The organism is Arcobacter iocasae (assembly GCF_042214795.1).
GTDB lineage: Bacteria > Campylobacterota > Campylobacteria > Campylobacterales > Arcobacteraceae > Arcobacter > Arcobacter iocasae.
This window is the reverse complement of the sequence record NZ_CP090177.1, coordinates 1,834,400-1,858,376: the sequence shown is the minus strand read 5'-3', so window position 1 is coordinate 1,858,376 and position 23,977 is coordinate 1,834,400. Positions and strand designations below refer to the sequence as shown.

The following is a 23,977-nucleotide window of genomic DNA, read 5'->3' as shown; positions in this document are numbered from 1 at the left end:
TATGATTGATTTATATATAGATGATTTATTCTCTTTCTTTGATAAGGGAGGTTTAGTTTTATATTTTGTTTTTTTTCTTGCAATTATTTTATGGACATTATTAATTGAAAGATATGTTTATGTTAGTTTTACATATAAAAAAGAAAAAAAAGCGATTATAAAAGAACTAGAGGATATTCCTTCTCAAACTAAATTTAAAGATGAGATTAAAAGATATTTTCTTCATAGTTCATCTTTTAAACTTAAATCAGGTCTTGATTTAATCAAAACTATGATTATGGTTTGCCCCTTAATTGGTCTATTAGGAACAGTTACTGGGATGATTGAAGTATTTGATGTTATGGCAATTACAGGAAGTAGTGATGTGAAATCTATGGCAAATGGTGTATCAATGGCTACTATTCCAACAATGGCAGGAATGGCTGTAGCACTTAGTGGTATTTTATTTGAAAAGAAACTAGAACTTTCAATTAGATATAAAATACAAAAATTCGAACTAGAACTCTCCAAGGTGATATAATATGAGAAGATTTTCACAACATAAATATAAAGAAGAAACAGAAATCAATCTAACTCCAATGCTTGATGTTGTTTTTATTATGTTAATATTTTTTATTGTTACAACTTCTTTTGTTAAAGAAACAGGTATTGAAGTAAATCGTCCAAGTGCAAAATCAGCACAGCAAAAAGGTAAAGCAAATATCCTAATAGCTATAAAAAACAATAATGAAATCTGGATTGATAAAAGAATGGTAGATATTCGTTCAGTAAGAGCAAATATTGAGAGATTAAAAGCCCTAAATTCTCAAAATTCTGTTGTAATACAATCAGATGTAGATTCTAAAACTGGTATCTTAGTAAAAGTAATGGATCAAATAAGACTTGCAGGTATATTTAATATCTCAATTTCTACACTAAGAGATAACTAAAATGCGATTTCTTTTAGCTTTAAGTTTGTCTATTATTATTTGTCTTGGTTTATTTTTTGGTATGTTTATAATGACAAATAGCAATAATAAAAAATTTGAAGAACCTACCCAATTGCGACATTTAGTCTATTTAAGAGAAAAAGATGATACAAATATTGAAAGAAAAAAAAGAATTAAAGAAAAGCCAAAAGTTAAAAAACTAGAGCAAAAACCAAAATTTCTTAAAAAATATTCTACAGAACCTGAAAAAAATGTGAAAATTGTTCCTTTTAAAGTTCAGCAAAAAATCGAGATATCAAAAATATCATCACTATCTGGTGCTAAAGTTATTTTAGATGCAAATACTTTAGCCCCTTTAAAAAAAGTAAATCCAAAGTACCCAAGACAAGCAAAATCTAGAAAACAAGAAGGTTATGTCAAATTAATTTTTGATATTGGTAAAGATGGCTATGTTTCTAATGTAAAAGTTTTAGAATCCAATCCGGAAGGTATTTTTGAGCATAGTTCAATAAGCGCAATTAAAAGATGGAAGTTTAATAGAAGTGAATACTCAAAAACTGCCACTATAAAATTTAATTTTAGGTTAGCAATATGAAAAAAATAATCTTAATTTTAACTATTTTAGTTTTATCATCTTTTGCAAAAGAGACTCTTTCAAGTGCAAACTTTAAAAAGCTTCAAGAAGCAGAAAAACTTATTGAAACAAAAGATTATAAACAAGCATCTAATCTTTTAAAACCATTATTAAAAGATACAAATGCTATTACTAAATCCTATGCTTTACAAAGCTATTCAAGTATATATTTAGAACAGAATAAATATAAAGAGGCGATTTCAAATTATGAAAAAATACTTAAATTAAATGTTTTTAAACCAAATGAAATAAATAGAGTTAAATATGTTTTATCTCAATTATATTTATCTGAAACTCTCTATAAAGAAAGCATTAAATATTCATTGGAATTATTAGAATCAAAAGATATTAATAAGCAACTCATTTATCAGAATTTAGCTTTAGCATACTACTATGCACAAGAATATAAACAAAGTATTGTATATGACGAGAAAGTAATTAAATACAAGAAGGAACTATTAGAAGAGTATTTAAAAGATTCAAAAGAAAATCAAAAAAATAAAAGTAAACCAAATTTGGAAACTTGGTATAAAATTTTGTATTCATCTTATTTTGAATTAAAACAATATCCTAAGGCTATTGAAATTATTAAATATATGATTAATAATTTTGAATCAAAAGAAGAGTATTGGATGCAATTAGTTTTGATTTATCAAAATACAAATGACTCAAAACAGATGCTCTCTACCTTAGAATTAGCCTATGACAGAGGACTAATTAACCATAAAAACAATATCCAATATTTTGTAAATTTATTATTACAAAATGACTTATATAATAAAGCAGCACTTTTAATCGAAGATGGTATAAAAAAAGGAATTTTAGAAGATAATAAATCAAATTTTAAAACTTTAATTAATTCACATTTAAATGCAAAAAATATAAAACATGCCATAAAACTTTTAAATACAAATGCAAATGCAAAAAGTGAATATTATGAAATTTTATTAGCAAATATTTATTACAATGAGTCAAATTATAAAAAAGTAATTTCAACTTTAGAAAATTTAGAATTCAAAAAAAATTCAAAAAATGATGGGCAAAAAAACATCTTACTTGCCCTTTCTTATTATGAGTTAGAAAAAGAAGATTTTTCAAAAAAATACCTAAAAGAAGCTCTATTAAATAAGTTTGAACATGCAAGGGCTAAAAAAATCATCAAACAATTAGGTTACAAAATATGATTAATCACAAACGGACATATTTTAGCCATATTTTTTCATTATAATATTAATACTTACTATTAATATAATTTATGAAAAGGTGGCTAATGACCCTAAATGAAATAATCCCATTTAAACCTGCAATAATCAAAGAGATTAATGCAACAGGTATATTATTGCAAAAACTATATGATATGGGATTTATAGAAGGAACTTCCATAAAACTTATTCGACACTCTCCTTTAAAAGACCCTTTGGAAGTAGAACTATTATCTTATCATATTACACTACGAGTAAATGAAGCTAAAGCAGTTAGAGTAAGCTATGAATAGCATCAATTTAGCCTTAGTTGGACAACCTAATTGTGGCAAGTCTACTATTTTCAATATGTTAACAAACATCAAACAACACATTGCAAATTATCCAGGAGTAACAGTTGATAAAAAAGAGGGCTCATATACTTATAAAGATTCAAGATACAATGTAATTGATTTACCAGGAACTTACTCTTTTTCTTCATATTCAGAAGAAGAAAAAATCACAAGAAGTTATATCTTAAATAAAGAAACTAACATAATCATAAATACAATTGATGCTTCAAATTTAAGAAGAAATTTGTATTTAACTATGCAACTTTTTGATATGCAAAAACCTATGATTATTGCATTTAATATGTTGGATATTGCAAAACAAAATGGTCAAGAAATTAACTTTGAAAAATTAGAAAAATTAGTCAATGCAAAAGTTGTGCAAACAGTAGCTACAAAAAAACAAGGATTGAATGAACTAAAAGATTCAATTATAGAAGTAAATAATGACTTAATATCTCATGTATCCACTGCCTTGTTTTATGAAAAGTTGCAGCCATATATTGATAGATTGAAACCTCAACTAAATGTGGATTCTTTTGAATTATCAAAACATTTTATTTGCATAAAACTTTTTGAAAATGATGAAGGAATTAAATCTTTTGTAAAAAACAATGATTACAATTATGATGAGATATTTGATATTGTTCAGAAGTATAAAGAAGAATTTAAAGATATACATAAAATAAGTGTTGAACAATATATTGTAAAAATTAGATATGAAAAAGCAGATGAATTAGTAAAATCATGTACAACAAAAAGTAAAACACAAAATAAAACAATAAGTGAAAAAATTGATACAATAATATTAAATAAATTTCTTGCCCTTCCTATTTTAGGTCTAATTATTTTTACTTTATATAAGTTTTCAATAGTATACGGATATGACCTCACTAATATAACTTGGCCCATACTAGCTTGGGTTAAATATACCGTAGTTTCACTATTTCCAAGTGAAGATATTAGTTCCATTCCATATTTGACTCAACTTGCTATTTGGATGATGAATAGTATTATTGCTTTACTTAATTATATTCCAATATTTTTAATACTTTTTTTCTTAATTGCTATACTAGAAGATGTAGGATATATGCCACGAATGGCCTTTATTTTAGATAGAGTTTTCTCAAAATTTGGCTTGCATGGAGAGTCTACCCTGCCCTTAGTTTTAAGTGGGATTTTTGCAGGTGGTTGTGCAGTTCCTGGAGTAATGGCAACAAAAGGAATGAATGACAAAAGAGCAAAAATAGCTACAATTTTAACTATTCCTCTTATGAACTGTTTAGCAAAGATTCCTTTTTTTATATTGATTATAGTAACTTTTTTTAAAGTACATATGTCTTTGATGATGTTTATGATTTCAACTATTACACTATTTATTGCATTGATTATTTCTAAGCTATTAAGTATAAGTGTTTTAAAGGCTTATCCCAATACTCCTTTTATCATGGAATTACCCTCTTATCATATACCTACATTAAGAGGCTTATTAGTTAAAGTTTTTGATAGGGTTTGGTTATATTTAAAAAAGATTGTTACAATTGTAGCAGCTGTTGCTATAGTTTTATTTGTACTAATACAATTTCCTGGTCTCTCGCAAAAAGAAAAAAATCAATATGATATTCAAAGTAAAGCAATGCAAGATACTTTTTATAAGCAAACAAAACATAGCACATATTTTACTTATGTAAATGAGAAAAAAGAACTAAAAGAGTTAATTAATTTTTATACTCAATATAAATATGAAAAAATGAATACAAAAGATGTAACTGTTTCAAAAGCTATTGATGAAAAATTTCAAGATAAAAATCAACTGTTTTTTCTTTTTGCTAAACCTAATAAAAATAAAGAAGCTAGAAAAATAAATAAAGCGTTAAAAATACTTTTAAATACAAGAAAAAAATTACTAAGAGAATTAAAAAACAATAAAATTGAGAATTCTTTTTTAGGTTCTATTGGAAAATTCTTTGTTCCAGTTACCCAATATGCAGGCTTTGATTGGAAAATCAATGTGGCATTTTTAAGCTCTTTTGCAGCAAGGGAAAGTTCGGTTTCAACTCTTGGTGCATTATATGAAAGTAATCAAAATAACTCTTTAGGAGATAATCATACATACTCTCCACTAAGTGCTGTGGCGATTATAATATTTATGGCATTGACACCTCCATGTATAGCAACAATGATTATGATAAAAATCCAAACAAACTCTTTAAAATGGATGTTATTTGCCCTATTTTATCCAATAATTTTAGGACTATTGTGTGCCATTTTTATTTTTCAAATGGGCACAATTTTTAGTTTATCAGAAATTGAAGCTATGGGTTATTTTTATATCTTTATTATATTAATAACTCTTGCTTTAGGATTAATACCAACAAAAAAGGAAACATATGTTTAAAAAAATTTTAATAACAAGTATACTTTTAATAAGTAGTTTAGATGCACATACGGCCATCATGACATGCTTTGACAATGGTGATGATAGTATCACTTGCGAAGGCGGGTTTTCAAATGGAAGTAGTGGAAGTGGTGTAAGAATGTATGTAAAACATGATGACAAAAAAATTATTGAAGGCTTAATGAATGAAAATAGTGAATTTACTTTTTCTAAACCACAAAACTCATATGAAGTTGTTTTTGATGCAGGAGAAGGGCATGTTGTTTCTATAAAAGGTAAGGAGATTATAGAATGAGTCTATATGAACTACTTTTTACTGTAATTATTTTTGTTCTTGCACTTTCTTACATATATAAATCACTATTTAAAAAGAAGAGTTGTGGTGGTTCTTGTGGTTGTGGTTCACAAAATAATTCTAAAGAGAAAAAGAAATTTCCTATAAATTAAGAATTTGTTTTTTTAGACATTCTTTAGCCATTGTTTTTTCATACAATTCAAGTATGAGTAACAATGAAATATTAAATTATTTAAAAAATGCCAAAATCGATACTACTGTTTTAAAAAAGATTTGTAAATATTTTACAGAAGATTATACAGCAATACAAACGGCTCAAAAATTAAATCTAAGTAGACAAACTATAAATAATTATTATAAAATTATTAGATCATTATTACTTTCAAAAGAAGATGAAATATTTTATTTATTAAAAAATAATCATTTATCTAATAATAGCTTTTTAATAAAATATGTAAAAAATGGACCATACATTAACTATTTTATTGAATACCAAAAGAAAGCTTTTATTTTTGAAAATAGTGAAAATATTTTTCCAAATCTTCAAGAGTTTATAAATGAAAATATTCATTTACAATTACAAAATAGTAAAAAAACCAATTCTGCAAAAGTTTCATTTGATAAAAAAGAGAATAAATATACCTTATTGTATCTTACAAAAAGTGATGAGAGCATTCAAGATTTTATTCAAAATAGATTAAAGAAATTTAGAGGACTAAACAAAAACAACTTATTTTTGCATTTAAAAGAGTCTCAATTTCGATATAACCATTCACAAGATGTTTTATATGAAACTCTTCTTTCTTTATTACTTTTAAAAAAATCTAATATGACTTATACTTCAACTTTAAAACAAGCTCCTTCTTTGGTATTATAAGCACTAATTGTACCTTCAAAGTGTGATTCTACAATTATCTTTGACATATAAAGCCCTATTCCACTACTATTATTTTTTGTACTAAAATAAGGATTAAAAATCTTGTTTATAATATCTTCAGAAATTCCCTTTGCATTATCTTTAACTGTTAAAATACTTTTATTATTTGTAAATTCTAAACAAATATCTATTTTAGGGTTTTTAATTTTTCTTAAATATAATACCTCTTTAGCATTACTAATAAAATTTAACACTACTTGAGAATATTCATTTTCAAATGCTTCTATTTCCCTATCTTGAAAGATTACGAAATTTAGTTTTATATCTAAGTTATTTAAAGAGGGTTTGATTATATTAATTGCTTTATTAACAGCTTCACTTATAAAAAACAGTTCTTTATTTTTAACTGGTTGATAAAAATCTTTAAAATTATCAATAGTTTGTGACATAAATTCAATTTGCTCATAGGATTCATTTATTTTTTCGTCTAAGTATTTTTTATCTAATTCTTTACTATCTTGCGCAGTTTGTATATCCATATTTATAAATGATAGATGAGTTAGCGGTTGTCTCCATTGATGGGCAATATTATTAATCATTTCACCCATAGAAGCCAATTTACTTTGGTGTACCAAAAGTTGCTCTTTTTCTTTATTTTCATGAATACTTTGTTTTAATTTATAACCAAGTGCAAAACTTAAAATCATAGATTCAATAGGAAATCCAATATGAAAAATAAAGAGTTCATGTATATTTATTAAATTATATTCACTAACTACTAAACTTACAAAAAGAACACTCCAACCCAAAATATAGAAGATTGCTACTTTCTCTCCTTTGTATAAAGTAATAATTCCAGCCACCATTAAAAATAAGATAATTAATGTTCTAGATATATATTCATACAAAATTGAATATCCTATAAAAGGTATACAAAATAAATCTATTAAATTTATTATAATCAAACCATACAAAAACTTATCCATAATAGGTATATTCTTTTTTGTATTTAATATCTCTTTAGAAAATAAAATAATCACAATAAGACACAAAGTCTCAATTATATCAAGGACCATAATTTCAAAAGAGCTTCTATAAGTCATAATAGAAAACCTAACAAGGTCAACTAAAATAATTAACAAAAAAATCTGCATTAAAGAGTAATAAAAGAAGGCTTTTTTTCTGGTATTTAAAAATATCACAAGATTATATAAAAAGGCTGAAAAGATTATTCCATATGCTATTCCATATAATATGCTTTTATTTTCTAACATATATTGATATTCAAATTCACTAAATACCAATATCTTAAAATTTAATAGTTTTTGTTGTTTATTTTCATATGAAAAATATATATTAGAAGGAGTATTTTTATCAAGTTTTACTATTATCTTATCTAAGCTTTTATTATAATCTACATTTGAACTAATTAGACTTTTTACTTCAGTAGTTATAAATAAATAGTATGTTTTATCTTCTAACACTTTTTTATTTATTTCTAGTTTTACATTGAATCTTTTAAAATAGTCATTTTTTAAATCATATTGTTTATAACTCTTATATTCTCCATTATCTGTAGCAATATAAGCCCCACTTATTATGTTATTTCTTCCATTTGCATATGCGAAAATATTTATTATAAAAATACAAATAATAATTCTAGCTAATGGCATTGAAGTTTATAACCCATTTTTGCTATATTTTCAATACAATCTTCTGGTAATTTTTTTCTTAGTTTTCGAACCATTGAACGAAGAGCATCTTCACTCATATAAGAGTCATACCAAATTATATTCTCTATTTCTTCATATGTTACTACACGGGTTAGATTCATGCATAATAATTCTAAAAACTCTAATTCTGTTTTAGATAATTTTACTATTTGTTTATCAAAAATTAGTGTTTTATTAAAAATATCATAAATACAATTTTGACGAATATGAATAAGATTTAATCTATTTTCTTTAATATTTAAAGCACATTGTTTTAAAACAGAGTGCATCTTGTCGTGTCGTATTGGTTTAATTAGATATTTTACCAGATTCAATTCTACAGCTTCAAGTAGAAAATTCGTATCTGTATATGCAGTTAGAATTACTATTTGACATCTTTTATCTAGTTCTCTAACCTTTCTAACTAAATCTATACCTGACATTTTTGCCATTTTGATATCAGTGACTATAATATGTGGCTTAATCTCTTTAAATATATCAAAGGCATCTAAGGCATCTTTTGCTTCATATACCGTTTCAAATAAGCGGCTAAAGTAAGACATAGCAACTTTGCGTATATTATTTTCATCTTCAACATATAATAATTTTAAATTCTTAAATTCGTTCATTGACATAAATTATTTTAGCATAATATTGTTTAATTATAATAATCACTATCATAGTTAAAGCTATTTTAAACATATTTAACTATTATAAGAATTAAATTGTAAGGAAAATCAAGAGATGCTATATAGATTATTAAATACAAAATGAATGCCTCACTTAAAGTAAATTACACAGATTTAATTGATATTGTTAAAACAACACAAAACCCTTTTTCTAGACAAACTTTTATTGCTAAAATAAAAAAAGAGTATGGTGAAGGCTTTACTATTTTTTATGATATGGGAAATGGTATTGGTCTTTTTGTTAGAAAAATTATTCCAAAGAAAGATTTAATCTTATATGAAGAATCACAAGTTCCAGGTGCATGTTTGATTTTTAACTTTGGTGATAATATCAATTTTACATATAAAGACAAAAAAGAACATATTTTAAAAAGTAATTATTTTTTTATTGAACTAGCATCCAATAAATTTTATTGTGAAATCCCATTAAAAAAAGATGAACCTTTTTTCTGTATTTTTGTAGGTATAAAAAATGATTTATTTTTAAAACTTGCATATTCAATTGTAGATATTGAAAGATATATGCGACTAGCATTTAAAGAAAGTTACTATATTTTAAAAGATTTACAAATTGATGCATTGCAATTAGAGTTATCAAATGATTTTAGAGATGAAAATTCTTTTGAAGATATTTTAAAAAGCATTTATCTAGAATCAAAAATTACAAACTTACTTCACTATACTCTTGAAAAGGTTTCCAAATCTTTGAGTAATTCCTCTTCTATAAGTCATAAAAAAGATAGAATTTCATCTTTAGAAAGAGCAAAAGAGATTATTATGAATAACTACAATTCAAAATTATCTATAAAAACTATAGCCTATAAATCTGCAATAAATGAATGTTATTTAAAAAAAGACTTTAAAGAGTATTATGGCATGACCATTTTAGAAATGATTCAAAAAAGACGATTAGACATAGCAAAGAAATTATTAAAAGAAAATCTCAGCGTAAAAGAAGTTACAGTAAAAATAGGATATAACAATGCTAGCTATTTTAGCAAATTATTTTTTAATAATTTTAAAATAAGTCCAAATGATTATAGAAAAGAGCTCAATAACTTTTAATTTTTCCCTTTATCCCATAAACTTTTCCTCATAGTGCCTTTTAACATATTGATAATTAGTATCAATTTATATAATATCCCTAGATAAAAATTCCAGGAGTATTATATGAAAAAAGAATTTCTTAAAAGAAATTTATCAATAAGTCTTTCTTCTCTTTTATTAACAAGTGAGCTACTTCTTGCCCAAGAGAGTACAACATTAGATGAAATTAATATTATAGAGAATAGCATTTCAAATTATCAAAGTGAAGAAAGAGTAAAATTAAATCGTACAGGTATAGATATAGAAGATACTGCCAAATCTATCCAAGTTTTTAATAAAACATTGATTGAAGATGCAAGCCTTCAAAATATTGATGACATTATAGAATTATCATCAAATACTGTTTACACTGGTGATACAGATGGAAAATCAACTAACATTTCTATGAGAGGATTTTCAGGAGTTCCTATTTTAATTGATGGCCTAAAAGTTACAAATAAAATCTCAAATCCAGAAGTTTTTGATTTAGAATCAATAGAAGTACAAAAAGGTCCAGATTCATTACAATATGGACAATCAAGTCCAGGTGGAATAGTAAACTTAGTTAAAAAGAAACCTTCAAAAGAGACTATTGCAAATATTGAATTACAGATGAATAATAATCCTTCTTTTAATCCTAAAGTTGATATTGGAGGTAGTTTAAATGAAGAGAAATCATTATATTTTAGACTTATTTCTTCTTACGAATATGATGAGGGATACACAAATAGTAATACAAACACAAATAAAATATTTATTGCTCCTAGTTTAGCTTATGATATAAATGATAACAACACTTTTACTTTTCTTAGTGAATATACTAAAGAAACAACTCCTACAAGATTTGGAAGTAATGTTAATAGCAAGGGAGATCTTGTAGCACCTATAGAAAATGTTGCATCGCATCCCAATGAAGAGTATAAAAGAACACAAAAAGTTATTGGATTTAATTTTGATACTATTTATGATACTTGGAACTCTAACTTTAAATATAAATATATCACACATGTAAGAGATTATGGAAATGTTTATTTACCTCTTCGTTACAATGAATCAACAAACACAGTCACAAGATACCCTGCTGATCAAAGAAGTGAATTTAAAGAACATGCCTTACAATATACACTTAACAAAGAATTTAAAATATTTGATATGAAAAATAACATTAGCATTGGAGCTGATTACAATAAGGCTTATTCAGAAGGAACTTCACATATTGCAATGCAGGCATATAATATAAATCTTGCAAATCCAGTTTATGAGAAACACATAAATTCTGTAGATTCATATCCTATCACACGGGATATGTCAGGAGAAGCTTCATATGTAAAATCATGGGGAACATTTTTACAAGATAGTATAAAACTAAGGGATGACTTAATATTTAATGCAGGAGTAAGATATAGTGAATCTAAACCAAAAAATGGCAAAAAAACTGATGCAATTAGCCCTTCATTTGGATTAGTTTATCATGTTACAGATAAAACAAGCCTATATACAAATTACTCTGAATCTTTCACACCAAATAGTGCTACAGATAAAAGTGGAAATATTTTAGACCCTGAAACAGGGAAAGGATATGAAATTGGAATCAAACAAAAACTATTTGATGATAGATTAGACTTAACAGCTGCAATATTTAAAATAGAAAAAGAAAATATTGCATTAACAGATCCAGATGCTCCTTCTCTTAGCGGATGGTCAGTTCCAAGTGGAAAACAAGAAAGCCAAGGATTTGAATTAGATTTAGCTGGAGATATTACATCAAACTGGTCGATGATTGCTTCTTATGGATATACTAAAACAAAAACAAAAAATAATGATGATAAAAACTTAAGAAATATTCCAAAACATACAGCAAATATTTTTACAACATATAAGTTATCTACTTTTGATTTACCAAATTTTTATATTGGTGCAGGAGCTAGATATTTAGGAAGTAAATATGCAGATGATGCAAATAGTATAAAACTTGATTCTACTATTATTTATAATGCAACCCTTGGTTATAAGAAAGGAAACTGGAGAGCAAATATTAGTATTCAAAACTTAACAGATGAAGAGTATGTTGATGGATCAGCTTCAGGTAAGACAAGTGATACCAGAGTATATGTAGGAGATCCAAGAACTTTCCTTGCAACTATAAGTTATAAATTTTAAAGAAAGAAATAATGATACAAAAATTATATAAATATTTATCAACACCAGAAAAAAGTGGCAAAAGAATAGGAATATTTAGAACAATAACCTCCATCTTTGGAGGTTTAGTTGTGGCTTACTTAGGTATGACCCTACTAGCTTTTTTAATTCCAATTGAAGTACAAAAGTCTGCAATTATATCTATAATGCTAAATACTTTTGCTTGGGCAATAGCAACAGTATATATTGCATTATCCTTTACAAAATTAAGTGCATTACTTAGATTTTTAGTTCCTACAATCGTATTTTCACTTGCACTTTATATTTTTTATTAAAGGTTATAAATGAAAGAAACAAAAGCAAAACTGTTTAAACAAAGACTTTTTAGGATGCACATAGCAATAGGAATACTTTTTTCTTCTTTTATGTACATTTCTATTTTTTTTGGAGTTTTTACAATACTATTACCATATATAAAAACATGGGAAAAACCATCAAGACTTATAGAAAAAATTGATATTAGAAAAATTGATTATAATTCTATGATAAATAAAGTTTTGGAGAATCCAGACTTCCCAAAAGATAATATACTTATTAATCTACCTGGAAATATGGGTGATCCAGCAGTTACTATAACTCATAGATTTGCAAAAGAACATGCCTTTAATCCTCATACTAATAAAGAAATAAACAATGAAACAAAAGAAGAATCTAATCTTGCTGATTTTTTAAATCAATTACATTATGGATGGCCCTTAAAAACTATTGGAATGATCTTTTTAGGATTTGTAGCAGTTGGAACGCTTGTATTAATAATCACAGGAGTTATTTTGATTATTATCGTAAAATTTAAAAATAAAGGTCAAAATCAACAAGCTTTATTTTCAAAAATTCATGTGAAGATTTTCTCATGGATATTTTTACCCTTAACCTTGATTACCACTACTGGTGCAGTTATGAACATAGGATTAATCACTGCTGGCCCAATGTCACAATTGCTTACAAAAGGTGAAGCAAAAAGTATTGATGCAGTTGTAGGGAAAGTATTATTTGCACAAAATAAACCACCAAAGAAATCAAATGAAAAAGCACCAATGAAAAAGCTTAGTGATTTATTAATAAAAGCAGAAAAGACAAATCCTCAACTTATTTTCAAACAAATAAAATTAATCAACTGGAATGATAAAAAGGCACAAGTTGAAATCATAGGATATAACCCATATAAGCCATTTTTTAATGGAGGTACTTTTAATAAGCCTACAATTATACTAAATGCCGTTACAGGTGATTTAATAAATAATCAAAAAGTAATGGATAAACAGTGGCCAGTATTTGTTGCTGAAGGATTATTTTTCTTACACTTTTTATTTGGTATTGATATATTTTCTAGAATTATTATGGCCTTATTAATGGCTTTATGTGCTATAGCAATTGGGTTTGGAACAATGTTATTTCTTGAGAAAAAAGCAAAAAAGTTTCAAAATAAAATTGTATTTTATCATTGGATAGGAAAATTCTCTCTTGCTAGTATGGTAGGAGTTATTCCAGCTACAGGGATGTTGTTTGTTTTGCAATGGATTTTTCCTTTTGATTTACAAGATAGAGTATTATGGCAAAAAGGGATTTTTTATAATGTATGGTTATTTACTCTCTTTTGGTCTTTTTACAAAATAAATTCTTATGAAGCAGCTAAAAACTTCTTTTTTATTGGAGGATTTTTATTTATACTATCAGTAATCCTTCATATAGCTTTTTTAAATATTACAATATCAGAACTATTTAGTCTGAAAAATATACTTGCAGTAGATATAAGCTTATTTTTATTTGGTGCAAGTTTAATTTATGTTGCAGAAAAACTACCTAAAAATAGAGATGAAGCAAAACAATTTTGGACACTAAAAAAAAAGGTTAACAAATGAAAATATGTTTAAAAATAATTATACTTATTCTTCTAGGCATAAATCTTTATGCCCATGAATTAGATATAACAATAAAAGACAATAAAGATAATACAATGACAATAACAGCATTGTTTAATACAGGGGAAAGTGCCGCTGGAGTATTACTTAGATTAGAAGATAAAAAAACAAAAGAAATACTTTATGAAAAAAGACTTCCTACTGATAACAAATTAATAGTTGATATTCCTAAATTTGCTTATTTAATAATTCTTGATGAAGGGGATAATGATTTAACAATTAAAGAAGGAATTCCTCCAAAAGAAGGATTTCAAGAACAAAAAAAAGAAAAGAAAAAAGAAAAGAAACAAAAGAGCAGACTTGATACTCAACTCTCTACAAGTAAAGCAATAACAGTATCTATATTTATTGCTTTCTTATTACTCTTTGCAACAATATTTGTAAGTATAAAAAATACTAATAAATTAATAAAAGAACTTCAAAACAAAAGATAGAAGCTATTTCTATCTTTTATATTTCATTTAGTTAGCTATAATTTGTTTTATTATAAAGTATTTAATACAAAATAAAAGTGATTATTATGAAATACAGTTTTTTGAAAATATCTATTCCCATTTTGATTGTTATTATTGCTATGTTTGCTATAACATCAAAGTTTATTCAACCAGCTCCTATTAAAAAACTGGTTATTGCAACTGGTTTAAAAGATGGCAATTATTATAAAATAGCAACTGAATATAAGAAGCTTTTAGAAGAGAATAAAATAGATGTAACTTTACTTACTACAAAAGGTTCAGTTGATAATATAAAACTTATAAAAGAGGGAAAAGCAGATATTGCCTTTGCACAAAATGGAATAATACAAGCTCCTGACTCAAATATAGAGTTTTTGGGAAATATTTATTATGAACCTTTATGGATATTTTATAAAAACGACCAATACAAAATTGATTATCTCATTCAACTAATCACTAAAAAAATATCAATTGGTGAAGATGGTAGTGGCACAAAAGATTTATCAATGAAGCTTTTAAAAGATAATGGAATAGACAATAGTAATAGCACTATTTTAGCTCTTGACACACAAACTTCAAAGAAAATGCTTCTTGAGGGTAAAATTGATGCTATGTTTATGGTAACTTCCCATAAATCACCTGTAGTAAAAGAGTTACTTGAAGATCCAAAAATAAATGTATTAAGTATAAAAAGAGCAAAAGCTTATGGACAAAAGTATGGATTTTTGGCAGCTTTAACTCTTTATGAAGGGACACTTGATTTATATAAAAATATTCCAGAAGAAAATATAAACTTATTATCTACCAGTGCTAGTTTATTAGTTAATAAAAATGTTCCAGCAGAACTGACTCGACTCTTTTTAAAACAAGTTAAGCTAATACATTCAAAAGAGTCTTTATTTGCACAAGAGAATCAATTTCCAAATTTATTAAATACAAACCTTGAAATAAACAGAGAGGCAAAACAATACTTTACTAATGGAGATACTTGGTTAGAAAAGATTTTTCCATATTGGATTGCATCTAATATTGATAGATTAAAGCTTCTTTTAATTCCATTATTAACTTTAATGTTCCCACTTTTTAAAGGTATTTTTCCTTTATACCAATGGAGTATGCGTTCAAAAATATATAGATGGTATAAGATATTAAATAGAACTGACAAAAAAATAGCTACAGCAAATAATGAAGAATTAGAAAGATTTAATAAAGAACTTGATGATTTAAATATTGAGATACAAAAAGAGACAAAAGTTCCCTTATCTTTTATGGGTGAATATTATAATTTAATGGTCCATTTAGAATTAATCCAAAATAAAATCAAAGAAAGACTAAATCTAACACAAATCAACAATTAGGTATAATTCTGAAATTTTTTATAAGGACTAAGATTTGAGAATACTTTCAGGAATACAACCCTCAGGAATTATTCATATAGGTAACTACTTTGGAATGATTAAAAAAATGATTGAATCACAAGATGATGGTGAACTTTTTGCCTTTATTGCTTCATATCATGCATTGACAACTGTAAAAGAAAAAGAGCTTTTAGAAAAAAATATCTTTGAAGTAGCAGTAAACTTTTTAGCACTTGGAATGGATCCAGAAAAATCAACTTTTTGGGTACAACATCATGTAAAAGAGGTACTAGAGTTATACTGGCTTTTATCAAATCATACCTCTATGGGTTTACTTGAACGAGCACATTCTTATAAAGATAAAGTAGCTCGTGGTTTTCAAACAAACCATGGACTTTTTTCATATCCTGTACTAATGGCTGCAGATATTTTATTATATGACTCAAATATTGTGCCTGTTGGAAAAGATCAAATTCAACATGTGGAGATGACAAGAGATATTGCAAATAGCTTTAATAACCACTATAAAACTGATATTTTAGTATTACCAGAAGCAAAAGTTGATGAAGTTGTTGCAACAGTTCCGGGAACTGATGGTGCAAAAATGTCAAAATCTTATGGAAATACAATTGATATGTTTGGAAATGCAAAAACAATCAAAAAACAAGTAATGGGAATAGTAACAGACTCAAAAGAGTTACATGAAGCAAAAGATTATACTACTTGTAATATTTATAAACTTTGTGAACTATTTATGAGCCAAGATGAGTTAAATGAATTACAACAAAGATACGCAACTCCAGGTGAAGGCTATGGTCACTTTAAAATGACACTCTTAGACAAAATCAATGAGCATTTTGCACCATATGCAGCAAGAAGAGAAGAACTCTTAAATAATCCTAAAGAAGTTCATGAAATACTTGCACATGGAGCACAAAAAGCTAGAAAAATAGCAAATAAAAAAATGGAAGTTATTAGAAATATAGTAGGACTATAATTTTTTAATAAGTGTAGATAAACTTAAAGTTTAACTACACTTACTACTTCGTCAAGCTTTATAGTTCCAAAACTCCAGCTTTGAAATTCATATGTAAGTAGTTGTTTTGAGTTGTGTGTTTATCTAAGTATGCATTCCCAATCTGGAGATTGGGAACGAGGGAAAGTAGTTCTGCTTTTGCTCTATTTGGTTTAGGTGCTGATGTGGGAGGAGGAACATTATCTGGTGGTTTATCTAGCCATTATGATTATAATAATGGAGCCATAGATGGTTCCTTTGGAACAGAGTATCTGCAGGATTAGAAATGTGTGTAGGATATAAATGGTAAAAAAAATATTCAATGATTATGGAATAATATGCATTCCTTTTATTATTTTAATATTAAGTATAATTGTCAGTATAATTGGAAAAATATTTTTAGTTGATGATACTATAATAACTTATATTAGACAATTTTTGGGAGGTATAATTTTACCACTTAGTTTAATTATTTTAATAATTAAGAATTTGATAAAAAGCAAAAAAAACAATTATAATAAAGATAGACATATGAAGTATGTATATTACTTTGGATATTTTATTTTTTTGCCATTTTCCATATTAATATTTATAATGGGGATATTTTATTTTATGCAACTATGCCAGGAATAAACATCGGGGTCAGTCGCCACCTTAGCAGTTCCAAAGCTCTAGCTTTGAAATTCACATGTAAATAGTTGTTTTGAGTTGTATTTATCTAAGTATGCATTCCCAATCTGAAGATTGGGAACGAGGAGAATTGCTCAAGCTAAAATGGAAGTTATAAGAAACCTAATAGGACTTTAAAACCACATAAGTATAGTCAAACCTAAAGTTTAACTATGCTTATCACCTCATCAACTTTATTAGATATCTCTTTAACTCTTTTTTGCCAAAGTTCTCCAAACTCTTTTTGCTCATCTTCACTTGCTTTTTTTGCAATAGATTTTTGCATCAAAATTTGAAGTTCTTCACTCATTTTTATAGAACTTACATCGTAAAAAACATCTACACTATTTTGAGTGTCAACTCTTGTAAATCTTGCATTTGATGTGATGTCCTTTTCAAAAAACATTAAATGTCTTCTATCAAAACTTCCAGCTAAACCTTTAAATCCAGTATCAGCTGTAGCACCTGTAATATTTGACATTATGTTTGAAATTACACCTGTAACACCATCATTTTGTTTTGTAGAAAACTCTATTTTTATCTCACCACGAATTGGTATTTCATTAGGATATAACTCTTTTAAAGCTTTAAAAGTCATAAGATATGCACCTAAAACAGTAGGACAAGAGTGCCCTGCACTTTTTACGATATCTTTATATGAGAAAACAACCTCGCCATCTGTAAAGGCACCTAAGAAACTAGAAAGATTGTCTTTTAATTTTATTTTGGGAATTTTGTCAAAAAATTCTGGGTAGTTCATAAAAAATCCTTTTAAGATTTTTTACAGATATATATTTCCTTATCACTTTGACCGCAATCATGTAAATTAAAATCAAGTACTCTTTCAACTTCAAAACCTGATTCTTTTAGAAGTTCTTTTAAACCATTTGTTTCATAATAGTATTGAATAATAGCATCATTCTCTTTTTTAAAAAGCTGGTTTTTGTCTTGTGTGAAAAGCGTAATATCTGTAAATAGTTTCTCTTCTTCAAAGACGGCATCTATAACTATAAATTTATCACCTAAATCCATACTCAAAGTTCCTTGTGCTACATCTTCAAATCCAAAAAGTGAGTTTACATCAAAAATAAAATATCCGCCTTGATTTAAAACAAGATTCATCTCATCAAAAAAAGTTTTTATTCCATTTTTAGGAATATAATTTATTACATCAAAAATTGCAGTTGCACAATCATATTTCTCTTTTACTTCATTTAAAGGCATAGACGAGACATTTTTTATACCATTTTTTTTACAGATTTTTATTTGTTCACTACTTAAATCTATACCAAAAGAGTTTAGTTCTAATAATGCTAATTGGTTTAAAAAAGAGCCTTGTCCACAACCCACATCTAAAATATTGTCAAGTTTTTTTTCTATAATTATAGACATAAATTCACTATGAAGTCTAAAAACCTCATCTTCAAAATCTAAGTACTCTTCTATTTTTGCATATAAATTTAAACCCATTATAAAACTGCTTTGATTCTTTCTCTTAATTCTAAGATTTTATCTTTTTTTGCATAATATGAATTTTTGTTTGCTATTAAGTGTGCACTACTTAACATAATAGTTGGACCTACTTCTAAGCCATTTTGCTTCATCGTTTCACCTGTTTCTACAATATCCACAATACAATCACTTAGATTAACTAAAGGTGCAAGTTCAATAGAACCATAAAGTTTTATAATTTCAACAGCCATTGCTTTTTCTTCGAAGTATCTTTTTGCTATTTTTTCATGTTTTGTTGCAACTGTAATTTTACTTTTTGTGAAGTCTAACTCTTCGCCCTTTCTAAGACCAAAAGCAACTTTACACTTTCCAAGTTGCAAATCAAGAAGTTTGATTAAGTCATACTCTTTTTCTTCTAAAACATCTAAGCCAACAACACCTAAATCAGCCGCTCCATGCATTACATAAGTTGGTACATCTTGGTTTCTTACATTTAAAAACTTAAATCCACTTTTCTCTAAAATCAATTTTCTTTTTTCAAATATAAACTTTTCACCAAAAGCTTTCTCAAATTTGTCTAAAGTCTCTTCTGCGATTCTTCCCTTAGGCAATGCAATTGTTAGCATCAATAATCCTTTTCATGTTCTTAAATATCAAATCTTTTTTATATATACTATTTTCAAAATATTTACTAAATAGCTCACCATCACCACCTGTAAAAATGATTTTTCTGTTTTTGCTTACTTCTTTGATTGGTAAAATAATAGATTTCATCATGGCATATGATATAGCATCTTTTGTTTGAAGCGGTATTTTATCCAAATTTATATTTATATCAAAATCAAAATTTAGTTTTTTAGAGATTTTAGGGTAAGTATTCATATATGCTCTACAACCTGGTAATATATAACCACCAGAATGTTTCTCATCCATAATATCAACTGTTATGGCACTTCCTGCATCTACAACTACACAGTTTTTTTCAAAATAACAAGCAAGTGCTCTATCTATTCCCAAGCCTTTATATTCTGTCTCAAACTTCATTAGCTTTTCTATATTTTTTGCTTGTGGATTTGATTTTATAAGTTTTTTAGAACCCTTATCATTTACTGAAACAAAATATATTTCATCATCAAATTTTGGCAGTTCTTCGTCTAATAAATATCTTTTATCTTTACCATTTATCAAAAAATGGTATGTACTATTTCCTATATCACATAAAATCAATATCAACACTCCATTTATTATCCACAAGTAATTTTTTAGCTTTTGAGCATAAAGGTGAACCAATGAGCAAAATCTTTTTCTTAAAATTATGTTCTTTATAAGCACTTAATTTTTCAAGAAGTTCCATCAATTCTTCCGCAGTCTTTCGTATAAATCGACTTTTTGAGTTATGTAATATAATAGCATAGTAGTTTTTATCAATTCCAGTTGCACAATAAATTTCAACTTTTTTTCGACTCCCAATAGTTTTTGGGTCTATCTTTTCTATTGATTTAAAAATAATATCTTTTTTGTTAAAATAGTTGGTTAAATCTTTCAAATATGATTTCCTTATAAAAAAAATATTGTATCAAAAAAATCGTTTAAAAGTGTTAAGGATAAAGTCTATGAATGAAGAACTAAACAGTATACGCTTTATTAAGTTTCTTTTCTAATTTCTTTTGAATATATGTAAATACTAAAACAATAACCCAATAAACTAATGCAACTGCAAGAAATGACTCAAAGTATTTATAACTACTAGAAGCTTCAAGTTGAGCTTTTGCCATTATTTCAGGTACACCTAGTGTAAATGCAAGAGATGTACTTTTTATTAAATCAATAAAGTTATTCATCAAACTTGGCACCGCAACCCTAATTGCTTGAGGTAATATAATATATATGAATGTTTGTGTTTTTGACATACTTAATGAATAAGAAGCCTCAAATTGACCTTTATCAATTGATGAAATAGCTCCTCTAATTGATTCTGCCATATATGCAGAAAAATGTAAAGATAAACCGGCAACTGATGCAGAATATGCATCTAAATTTGCAAAAACTGGAAATATTTGAGGAAGTCCATAATATAGTAAAAATAGTTGAACTAATAAAGGAGTTCCTCTTAAAAAGGAGATATACAAATCACAAAATTGAGAAACTACTTTTACTTTATATGTTTTCATTACAGCAATTAATATTGCAATAAATAGTGCTATTACAGTTCCTATGAGTGCCATAGATACTGTAATATCAATATATTTAAATAATATTGGGAAAATTCCCAATGCATAATCTAGATCAAAAGTTTTCATTATTTCTCTGTAATGTTAGTATCAAACCAATATATAGAGATCTTTTTTAATGTTCCATCTTTTCGAAGTTCTTCAATAGCTTCATTTACTTCTTTGATCAATGTCTTATTTTTTTCATTTTTTACAAAAGGAAAAGAGTTTGTTAATACTTTAAGAGGTTCACCCACTATTTTTAAAGGTAATTTAGTTTTTTTAATAAGTTCAACTGCAGAGGTTCTATCTTGTACAAAAGCTGCTATTCTATTTAATTTTACATCTTGTTCAAATCCATTTCCTTCATATGTTACAAGTTCAATTTCATTGTTTTTATCTAAACTTCTTACAATATCTGCATAATTTGTTCCTAAAGTTACACCAACTTTTTTACCCTTTAAATCATCAAAAGATTTTATATCATTATTATCTTTATTTACAATAATTTGAGCACCATCATATACATAAGGAGTTGTAAAATCATATTTTTCTACTCTTTTATCTGTCATTGTCACTTGATTTGAGATAGTATCAATTTTACCAGTTTCTAACATTCCAAATAGTCCTGAAAACTTAGCAGTTTTAAACTCAATTTTTGCATTTAGTTTTTTACCAATGGCATTCCAAACATCAATTTCAAAACCTTGTAGTTTATCATCTTTATAAAATGTGAATGGGAAATATGCACCTGAAGTTCCAACTTTAATAACTTTTTCATTTACTGTTGTATCTGCATCTTTTTTCTCATCTGAACAACCTATAAATAATAAAGTTGATAGAGTAAGAAAAATTAATGTTAATTTTTTCATTAATAGCCTTTTATTTGTTTTCTGGAATTTTACACACTTTTGGTTAATCCTTACTTACTTTTTATTTATATATTATAATTTAAAAGTTTATATTTTGAATAAGTATTTTAAATGCAATAATTACTAAAATTATTCCTCCAAATATTTCAGCCTTACTTTCATACTTCTTAGTTCCCCTTTGATCCAATCATAACCCTAATAAAACTAAAGATAAATGTTATTATTCCAATAATAAATAGTGATAAATAAAGAGATTTTCCATATAATAATTTAATATTGATTATCAATTTAATTAAATTTAAGTTTGAATTATATACTATATAGGGGTATACTATATTAAGGAACAAAAATGGCATATTGTTGTGATGTGGAGAGAAAAAAACTTCAAAATAGAATCAGTAGAATTCACGGGCAAGTTCATTCATTAAAAAATAAATTTAATGACGAAAAGTTCAATTTAGATAATGACCCTTATGAAACCATTAGACAATTGACTGCTATAAAAGGTGCAGTAAGTGGAATGATAAGTTCTTATATAGAACATTATGCAAAAGGTCATTTAATAGAAAATATAAAAAAAGGTACAAACTCAGAAGCTGAAGTACAAATTGATAATCTATTAGAGATTATCAAAGTATATGGAAAATAAAGGACATAAATATGGAAACTTGTAAATTTGGTCTAAATGATCATAAACCCTTTCTTGACGAAAATAATCATCATGATCATGAACATAATTGCTCTCATAATCATGAGAAAGAACATTCACATGAACATTCGCATGACCATAGAGGAACAGACAAAAAAGTATTGAAATGGGCATTAGGTATTACACTTATCACAATGTTTGCAGAGTTTTTTTACGGCTTTTTATCAAATTCTTTAGCTTTAGTATCTGATGCTATACATATGTTTACTCACTCCTTTGCACTTATAATTTCACTTTTAGCAATTATAATTGCAAGTAAACAAGCCCCACTTGAAAAAACTTTTGGATATTATAGAGCAGAAGTTTTAGCTGCATTTATAAATGGTATAACAATAGTTTTATCTATTTTGTGGATTGTTTATGAAGCAATTGAAAGATTTTTAAATCCTGAAGTTATTGATATAAAAATTGCTATGATTGTGGCAACTGTTGGTCTTATTGTGAATATTATTACTGGTGTAATTTTAATGCAAGGAGATAAAAATAATATTAATTTAAAATCATCTTTTATCCATATGTTAAGTGATGCTCTATCTTCTGTAGCAATTATTATTGGATATATAATAATTTATTTTACTCATTGGTATTTTGTTGATATTATATTAGCAATATTAGTTGCTTTAGTTATTGGGAAATGGGCAATAGGTATATTAAAAAGTTCTACAAATACTTTAATGGAAACTTCTCCAGTAGAAATAGAAAGAGTAAAAAACTTTATAGAAAAAAAAGATAAAGTAATTGAATTACATGATGTACATATTTGGGAAATTACCCAAGATATGTACAATATGACTGCACATGTCAAAATTGATTCAAAATATATTGATAATTATGAAGATATCTTACATAATATAAATCATGATTTAAAAAAGAAATTTAAAATCGTACATACAACATTTCAGTTTGAGTGGTAAGAGTTTTTATTAACTATGCTATTTTTTATACAATTATATTCATTAGTTTTTTAA

At 26.3% G+C, this 23,977-nt stretch carries 28 protein-coding genes; 19 read left to right on the top strand and 9 right to left on the bottom strand.

What is annotated here, in order from left to right; genetic code table 11:
• The first annotated feature begins 1 nt into the window (after position 1).
• From LXN10_RS09365 to LXN10_RS09325, 9 genes are all read left to right on the top strand, one after another.
• Positions 2 to 520: a MotA/TolQ/ExbB proton channel family protein gene (locus tag LXN10_RS09365; protein ID WP_129100531.1), complete on the top strand. Its 519-nt coding sequence runs from the start codon at positions 2 to 4 to the stop codon at positions 518 to 520.
• 1 nt (position 521) lies between these two features.
• A complete protein-coding gene (locus LXN10_RS09360; RefSeq protein ID WP_375722773.1) occupies positions 522 to 929 on the top strand; it encodes an ExbD/TolR family protein in 408 nt (135 codons plus the stop codon).
• A 1-nt stretch (position 930) separates the two neighbouring features.
• On the top strand, positions 931 to 1,524 hold the full coding sequence (locus LXN10_RS09355; RefSeq protein ID WP_375722772.1) for an energy transducer TonB: 594 nt from the start codon (positions 931 to 933) through the stop codon (positions 1,522 to 1,524).
• Positions 1,521 to 2,747 (top strand): tetratricopeptide repeat protein, encoded by a 1,227-nt coding sequence (locus LXN10_RS09350; protein ID WP_375722771.1) that lies wholly within the window; start codon positions 1,521 to 1,523, stop codon positions 2,745 to 2,747. The genes LXN10_RS09355 and LXN10_RS09350 overlap by 4 nt, the downstream gene beginning before the upstream one ends.
• 86 nt (positions 2,748 to 2,833) lie before the next feature.
• Entirely contained in the window at positions 2,834 to 3,058 is a 225-nt protein-coding gene (locus tag LXN10_RS09345; RefSeq protein ID WP_375722770.1) for a FeoA family protein, read from the top strand.
• Positions 3,051 to 5,492 (top strand): ferrous iron transport protein B, encoded by a 2,442-nt coding sequence (gene feoB / locus LXN10_RS09340; protein ID WP_375722769.1) that lies wholly within the window; start codon positions 3,051 to 3,053, stop codon positions 5,490 to 5,492. The genes LXN10_RS09345 and feoB overlap by 8 nt, the downstream gene beginning before the upstream one ends.
• Positions 5,485 to 5,787 (top strand): hypothetical protein, encoded by a 303-nt coding sequence (locus LXN10_RS09335; protein WP_375722768.1) that lies wholly within the window; start codon positions 5,485 to 5,487, stop codon positions 5,785 to 5,787. Before feoB ends, LXN10_RS09335 begins: the two co-directional genes overlap by 8 nt.
• Complete coding sequence (locus LXN10_RS09330) at positions 5,784 to 5,939, top strand: hypothetical protein (RefSeq protein ID WP_375722767.1); 156 nt, start codon at positions 5,784 to 5,786, stop codon at positions 5,937 to 5,939. The genes LXN10_RS09335 and LXN10_RS09330 overlap by 4 nt, the downstream gene beginning before the upstream one ends.
• 53 nt (positions 5,940 to 5,992) lie before the next feature.
• Positions 5,993 to 6,664: a hypothetical protein gene (locus tag LXN10_RS09325; protein ID WP_375722766.1), complete on the top strand. Its 672-nt coding sequence runs from the start codon at positions 5,993 to 5,995 to the stop codon at positions 6,662 to 6,664.
• On the opposite strand, the gene LXN10_RS09320 is transcribed toward LXN10_RS09325, so the two are convergent.
• Positions 6,622 to 8,337, bottom strand: coding sequence for a 7TM diverse intracellular signaling domain-containing protein (locus LXN10_RS09320; protein WP_375722765.1), 1,716 nt, complete (start codon positions 8,335 to 8,337; stop codon positions 6,622 to 6,624). The two genes, LXN10_RS09325 and LXN10_RS09320, sit on opposite strands and share 43 nt — an antisense overlap.
• On the bottom strand, positions 8,328 to 9,011 hold the full coding sequence (locus LXN10_RS09315) for a response regulator transcription factor (RefSeq protein WP_375722764.1): 684 nt from the start codon (positions 9,009 to 9,011) through the stop codon (positions 8,328 to 8,330). Before LXN10_RS09315 ends, LXN10_RS09320 begins: the two co-directional genes overlap by 10 nt.
• 135 nt (positions 9,012 to 9,146) lie before the next feature.
• Between LXN10_RS09315 and LXN10_RS09310 the strand changes: the two genes are divergently transcribed.
• The 8 genes from LXN10_RS09310 (at position 9,147) to LXN10_RS09275 (ending at position 17,381) form a co-directional block, all read left to right on the top strand.
• Positions 9,147 to 10,130 (top strand): helix-turn-helix domain-containing protein, encoded by a 984-nt coding sequence (locus tag LXN10_RS09310; RefSeq protein ID WP_375722763.1) that lies wholly within the window; start codon positions 9,147 to 9,149, stop codon positions 10,128 to 10,130.
• Between the two features lie 105 nt (positions 10,131 to 10,235).
• On the top strand, positions 10,236 to 12,311 hold the full coding sequence (locus LXN10_RS09305) for a TonB-dependent siderophore receptor (protein WP_375722762.1): 2,076 nt from the start codon (positions 10,236 to 10,238) through the stop codon (positions 12,309 to 12,311).
• Between the two features lie 11 nt (positions 12,312 to 12,322).
• On the top strand, positions 12,323 to 12,625 hold the full coding sequence (locus tag LXN10_RS09300; RefSeq protein ID WP_375722761.1) for a hypothetical protein: 303 nt from the start codon (positions 12,323 to 12,325) through the stop codon (positions 12,623 to 12,625).
• A 9-nt stretch (positions 12,626 to 12,634) separates the two neighbouring features.
• Positions 12,635 to 14,209, top strand: a complete 1,575-nt coding sequence (locus LXN10_RS09295; protein WP_375722760.1) for a PepSY domain-containing protein — start codon at positions 12,635 to 12,637, stop codon at positions 14,207 to 14,209.
• Positions 14,206 to 14,703, top strand: a complete 498-nt coding sequence (locus LXN10_RS09290; protein WP_375722759.1) for a hypothetical protein — start codon at positions 14,206 to 14,208, stop codon at positions 14,701 to 14,703. Before LXN10_RS09295 ends, LXN10_RS09290 begins: the two co-directional genes overlap by 4 nt.
• Positions 14,704 to 14,789: 86 nt before the next feature.
• The gene (locus tag LXN10_RS09285; protein ID WP_375722758.1) at positions 14,790 to 16,082 is read left to right on the top strand and encodes a TAXI family TRAP transporter solute-binding subunit; all 1,293 of its coding nucleotides are present in this window, start codon (positions 14,790 to 14,792) and stop codon (positions 16,080 to 16,082) included.
• A gap of 34 nt (positions 16,083 to 16,116) precedes the next feature.
• The gene (gene trpS, locus LXN10_RS09280) at positions 16,117 to 17,079 is read left to right on the top strand and encodes a tryptophan--tRNA ligase (protein ID WP_375722757.1); all 963 of its coding nucleotides are present in this window, start codon (positions 16,117 to 16,119) and stop codon (positions 17,077 to 17,079) included.
• 113 nt (positions 17,080 to 17,192) lie between these two features.
• Positions 17,193 to 17,381 (top strand): hypothetical protein, encoded by a 189-nt coding sequence (locus LXN10_RS09275; RefSeq protein WP_375722756.1) that lies wholly within the window; start codon positions 17,193 to 17,195, stop codon positions 17,379 to 17,381.
• A gap of 545 nt (positions 17,382 to 17,926) precedes the next feature.
• On the opposite strand, the gene LXN10_RS09270 is transcribed toward LXN10_RS09275, so the two are convergent.
• From LXN10_RS09270 to LXN10_RS09240, 7 genes are all read right to left on the bottom strand, one after another.
• Entirely contained in the window at positions 17,927 to 18,526 is a 600-nt protein-coding gene (locus LXN10_RS09270; protein ID WP_375722755.1) for an FmdE family protein, read from the bottom strand.
• 11 nt (positions 18,527 to 18,537) lie between these two features.
• On the bottom strand, positions 18,538 to 19,236 hold the full coding sequence (locus tag LXN10_RS09265; protein ID WP_375722754.1) for a methyltransferase domain-containing protein: 699 nt from the start codon (positions 19,234 to 19,236) through the stop codon (positions 18,538 to 18,540).
• Positions 19,236 to 19,844 (bottom strand): ATP phosphoribosyltransferase, encoded by a 609-nt coding sequence (gene hisG, locus LXN10_RS09260; RefSeq protein WP_129100509.1) that lies wholly within the window; start codon positions 19,842 to 19,844, stop codon positions 19,236 to 19,238. Before hisG ends, LXN10_RS09265 begins: the two co-directional genes overlap by 1 nt.
• Entirely contained in the window at positions 19,822 to 20,454 is a 633-nt protein-coding gene (locus LXN10_RS09255; RefSeq protein WP_375722753.1) for a type III pantothenate kinase, read from the bottom strand. The genes hisG and LXN10_RS09255 overlap by 23 nt, the downstream gene beginning before the upstream one ends.
• Positions 20,432 to 20,764 carry a hypothetical protein gene (locus tag LXN10_RS09250; RefSeq protein ID WP_129100508.1) on the bottom strand — a complete coding sequence of 111 codons (333 nt, stop codon included), beginning with the start codon at positions 20,762 to 20,764 and terminating at the stop codon, positions 20,432 to 20,434. Before LXN10_RS09250 ends, LXN10_RS09255 begins: the two co-directional genes overlap by 23 nt.
• A 79-nt stretch (positions 20,765 to 20,843) precedes the next feature.
• On the bottom strand, positions 20,844 to 21,518 hold the full coding sequence (locus LXN10_RS09245) for an amino acid ABC transporter permease (RefSeq protein ID WP_375722752.1): 675 nt from the start codon (positions 21,516 to 21,518) through the stop codon (positions 20,844 to 20,846).
• Entirely contained in the window at positions 21,518 to 22,300 is a 783-nt protein-coding gene (locus LXN10_RS09240) for an amino acid ABC transporter substrate-binding protein (protein ID WP_375722751.1), read from the bottom strand. The genes LXN10_RS09245 and LXN10_RS09240 overlap by 1 nt, the downstream gene beginning before the upstream one ends.
• A 349-nt stretch (positions 22,301 to 22,649) precedes the next feature.
• Here LXN10_RS09240 and LXN10_RS09235 point away from each other — a divergent pair, with 349 nt between their 5' ends.
• On the top strand, positions 22,650 to 22,949 hold the full coding sequence (locus tag LXN10_RS09235) for a metal/formaldehyde-sensitive transcriptional repressor (protein WP_375722750.1): 300 nt from the start codon (positions 22,650 to 22,652) through the stop codon (positions 22,947 to 22,949).
• Between the two features lie 11 nt (positions 22,950 to 22,960).
• Positions 22,961 to 23,923 (top strand): cation diffusion facilitator family transporter, encoded by a 963-nt coding sequence (locus tag LXN10_RS09230; RefSeq protein ID WP_375722749.1) that lies wholly within the window; start codon positions 22,961 to 22,963, stop codon positions 23,921 to 23,923.
• The last annotated feature ends 54 nt before the right edge of the window (positions 23,924 to 23,977 follow it).

Bases quoted from the DNA above. Each gene is read 5' to 3' on its own strand.
- LXN10_RS09365 (WP_129100531.1), top strand. From the start codon at position 2: ATGATTGATTTATATATAGATGATTTATTCTCTTTCTTTGATAAGGGA.
- LXN10_RS09360 (WP_375722773.1), top strand. From the start codon at position 522: ATGAGAAGATTTTCACAACATAAATATAAAGAAGAAACAGAAATCAAT.
- LXN10_RS09355 (WP_375722772.1), top strand. From the start codon at position 931: ATGCGATTTCTTTTAGCTTTAAGTTTGTCTATTATTATTTGTCTTGGT.
- LXN10_RS09350 (WP_375722771.1), top strand. From the start codon at position 1,521: ATGAAAAAAATAATCTTAATTTTAACTATTTTAGTTTTATCATCTTTT.
- LXN10_RS09345 (WP_375722770.1), top strand. From the start codon at position 2,834: ATGACCCTAAATGAAATAATCCCATTTAAACCTGCAATAATCAAAGAG.
- feoB (WP_375722769.1), top strand. From the start codon at position 3,051: ATGAATAGCATCAATTTAGCCTTAGTTGGACAACCTAATTGTGGCAAG.
- LXN10_RS09335 (WP_375722768.1), top strand. From the start codon at position 5,485: ATGTTTAAAAAAATTTTAATAACAAGTATACTTTTAATAAGTAGTTTA.
- LXN10_RS09330 (WP_375722767.1), top strand. From the start codon at position 5,784: ATGAGTCTATATGAACTACTTTTTACTGTAATTATTTTTGTTCTTGCA.
- LXN10_RS09325 (WP_375722766.1), top strand. From the start codon at position 5,993: ATGAGTAACAATGAAATATTAAATTATTTAAAAAATGCCAAAATCGAT.
- LXN10_RS09320 (WP_375722765.1), bottom strand. From the start codon at position 8,337: ATGCCATTAGCTAGAATTATTATTTGTATTTTTATAATAAATATTTTC.
- LXN10_RS09315 (WP_375722764.1), bottom strand. From the start codon at position 9,011: ATGTCAATGAACGAATTTAAGAATTTAAAATTATTATATGTTGAAGAT.
- LXN10_RS09310 (WP_375722763.1), top strand. From the start codon at position 9,147: ATGAATGCCTCACTTAAAGTAAATTACACAGATTTAATTGATATTGTT.
- LXN10_RS09305 (WP_375722762.1), top strand. From the start codon at position 10,236: ATGAAAAAAGAATTTCTTAAAAGAAATTTATCAATAAGTCTTTCTTCT.
- LXN10_RS09300 (WP_375722761.1), top strand. From the start codon at position 12,323: ATGATACAAAAATTATATAAATATTTATCAACACCAGAAAAAAGTGGC.
- LXN10_RS09295 (WP_375722760.1), top strand. From the start codon at position 12,635: ATGAAAGAAACAAAAGCAAAACTGTTTAAACAAAGACTTTTTAGGATG.
- LXN10_RS09290 (WP_375722759.1), top strand. From the start codon at position 14,206: ATGAAAATATGTTTAAAAATAATTATACTTATTCTTCTAGGCATAAAT.
- LXN10_RS09285 (WP_375722758.1), top strand. From the start codon at position 14,790: ATGAAATACAGTTTTTTGAAAATATCTATTCCCATTTTGATTGTTATT.
- LXN10_RS09270 (WP_375722755.1), bottom strand. From the start codon at position 18,526: ATGAACTACCCAGAATTTTTTGACAAAATTCCCAAAATAAAATTAAAA.
- LXN10_RS09265 (WP_375722754.1), bottom strand. From the start codon at position 19,236: ATGGGTTTAAATTTATATGCAAAAATAGAAGAGTACTTAGATTTTGAA.
- hisG (WP_129100509.1), bottom strand. From the start codon at position 19,844: ATGCTAACAATTGCATTGCCTAAGGGAAGAATCGCAGAAGAGACTTTA.
- LXN10_RS09245 (WP_375722752.1), bottom strand. From the start codon at position 21,518: ATGAAAACTTTTGATCTAGATTATGCATTGGGAATTTTCCCAATATTA.
- LXN10_RS09240 (WP_375722751.1), bottom strand. From the start codon at position 22,300: ATGAAAAAATTAACATTAATTTTTCTTACTCTATCAACTTTATTATTT.
- LXN10_RS09235 (WP_375722750.1), top strand. From the start codon at position 22,650: ATGGCATATTGTTGTGATGTGGAGAGAAAAAAACTTCAAAATAGAATC.
- LXN10_RS09230 (WP_375722749.1), top strand. From the start codon at position 22,961: ATGGAAACTTGTAAATTTGGTCTAAATGATCATAAACCCTTTCTTGAC.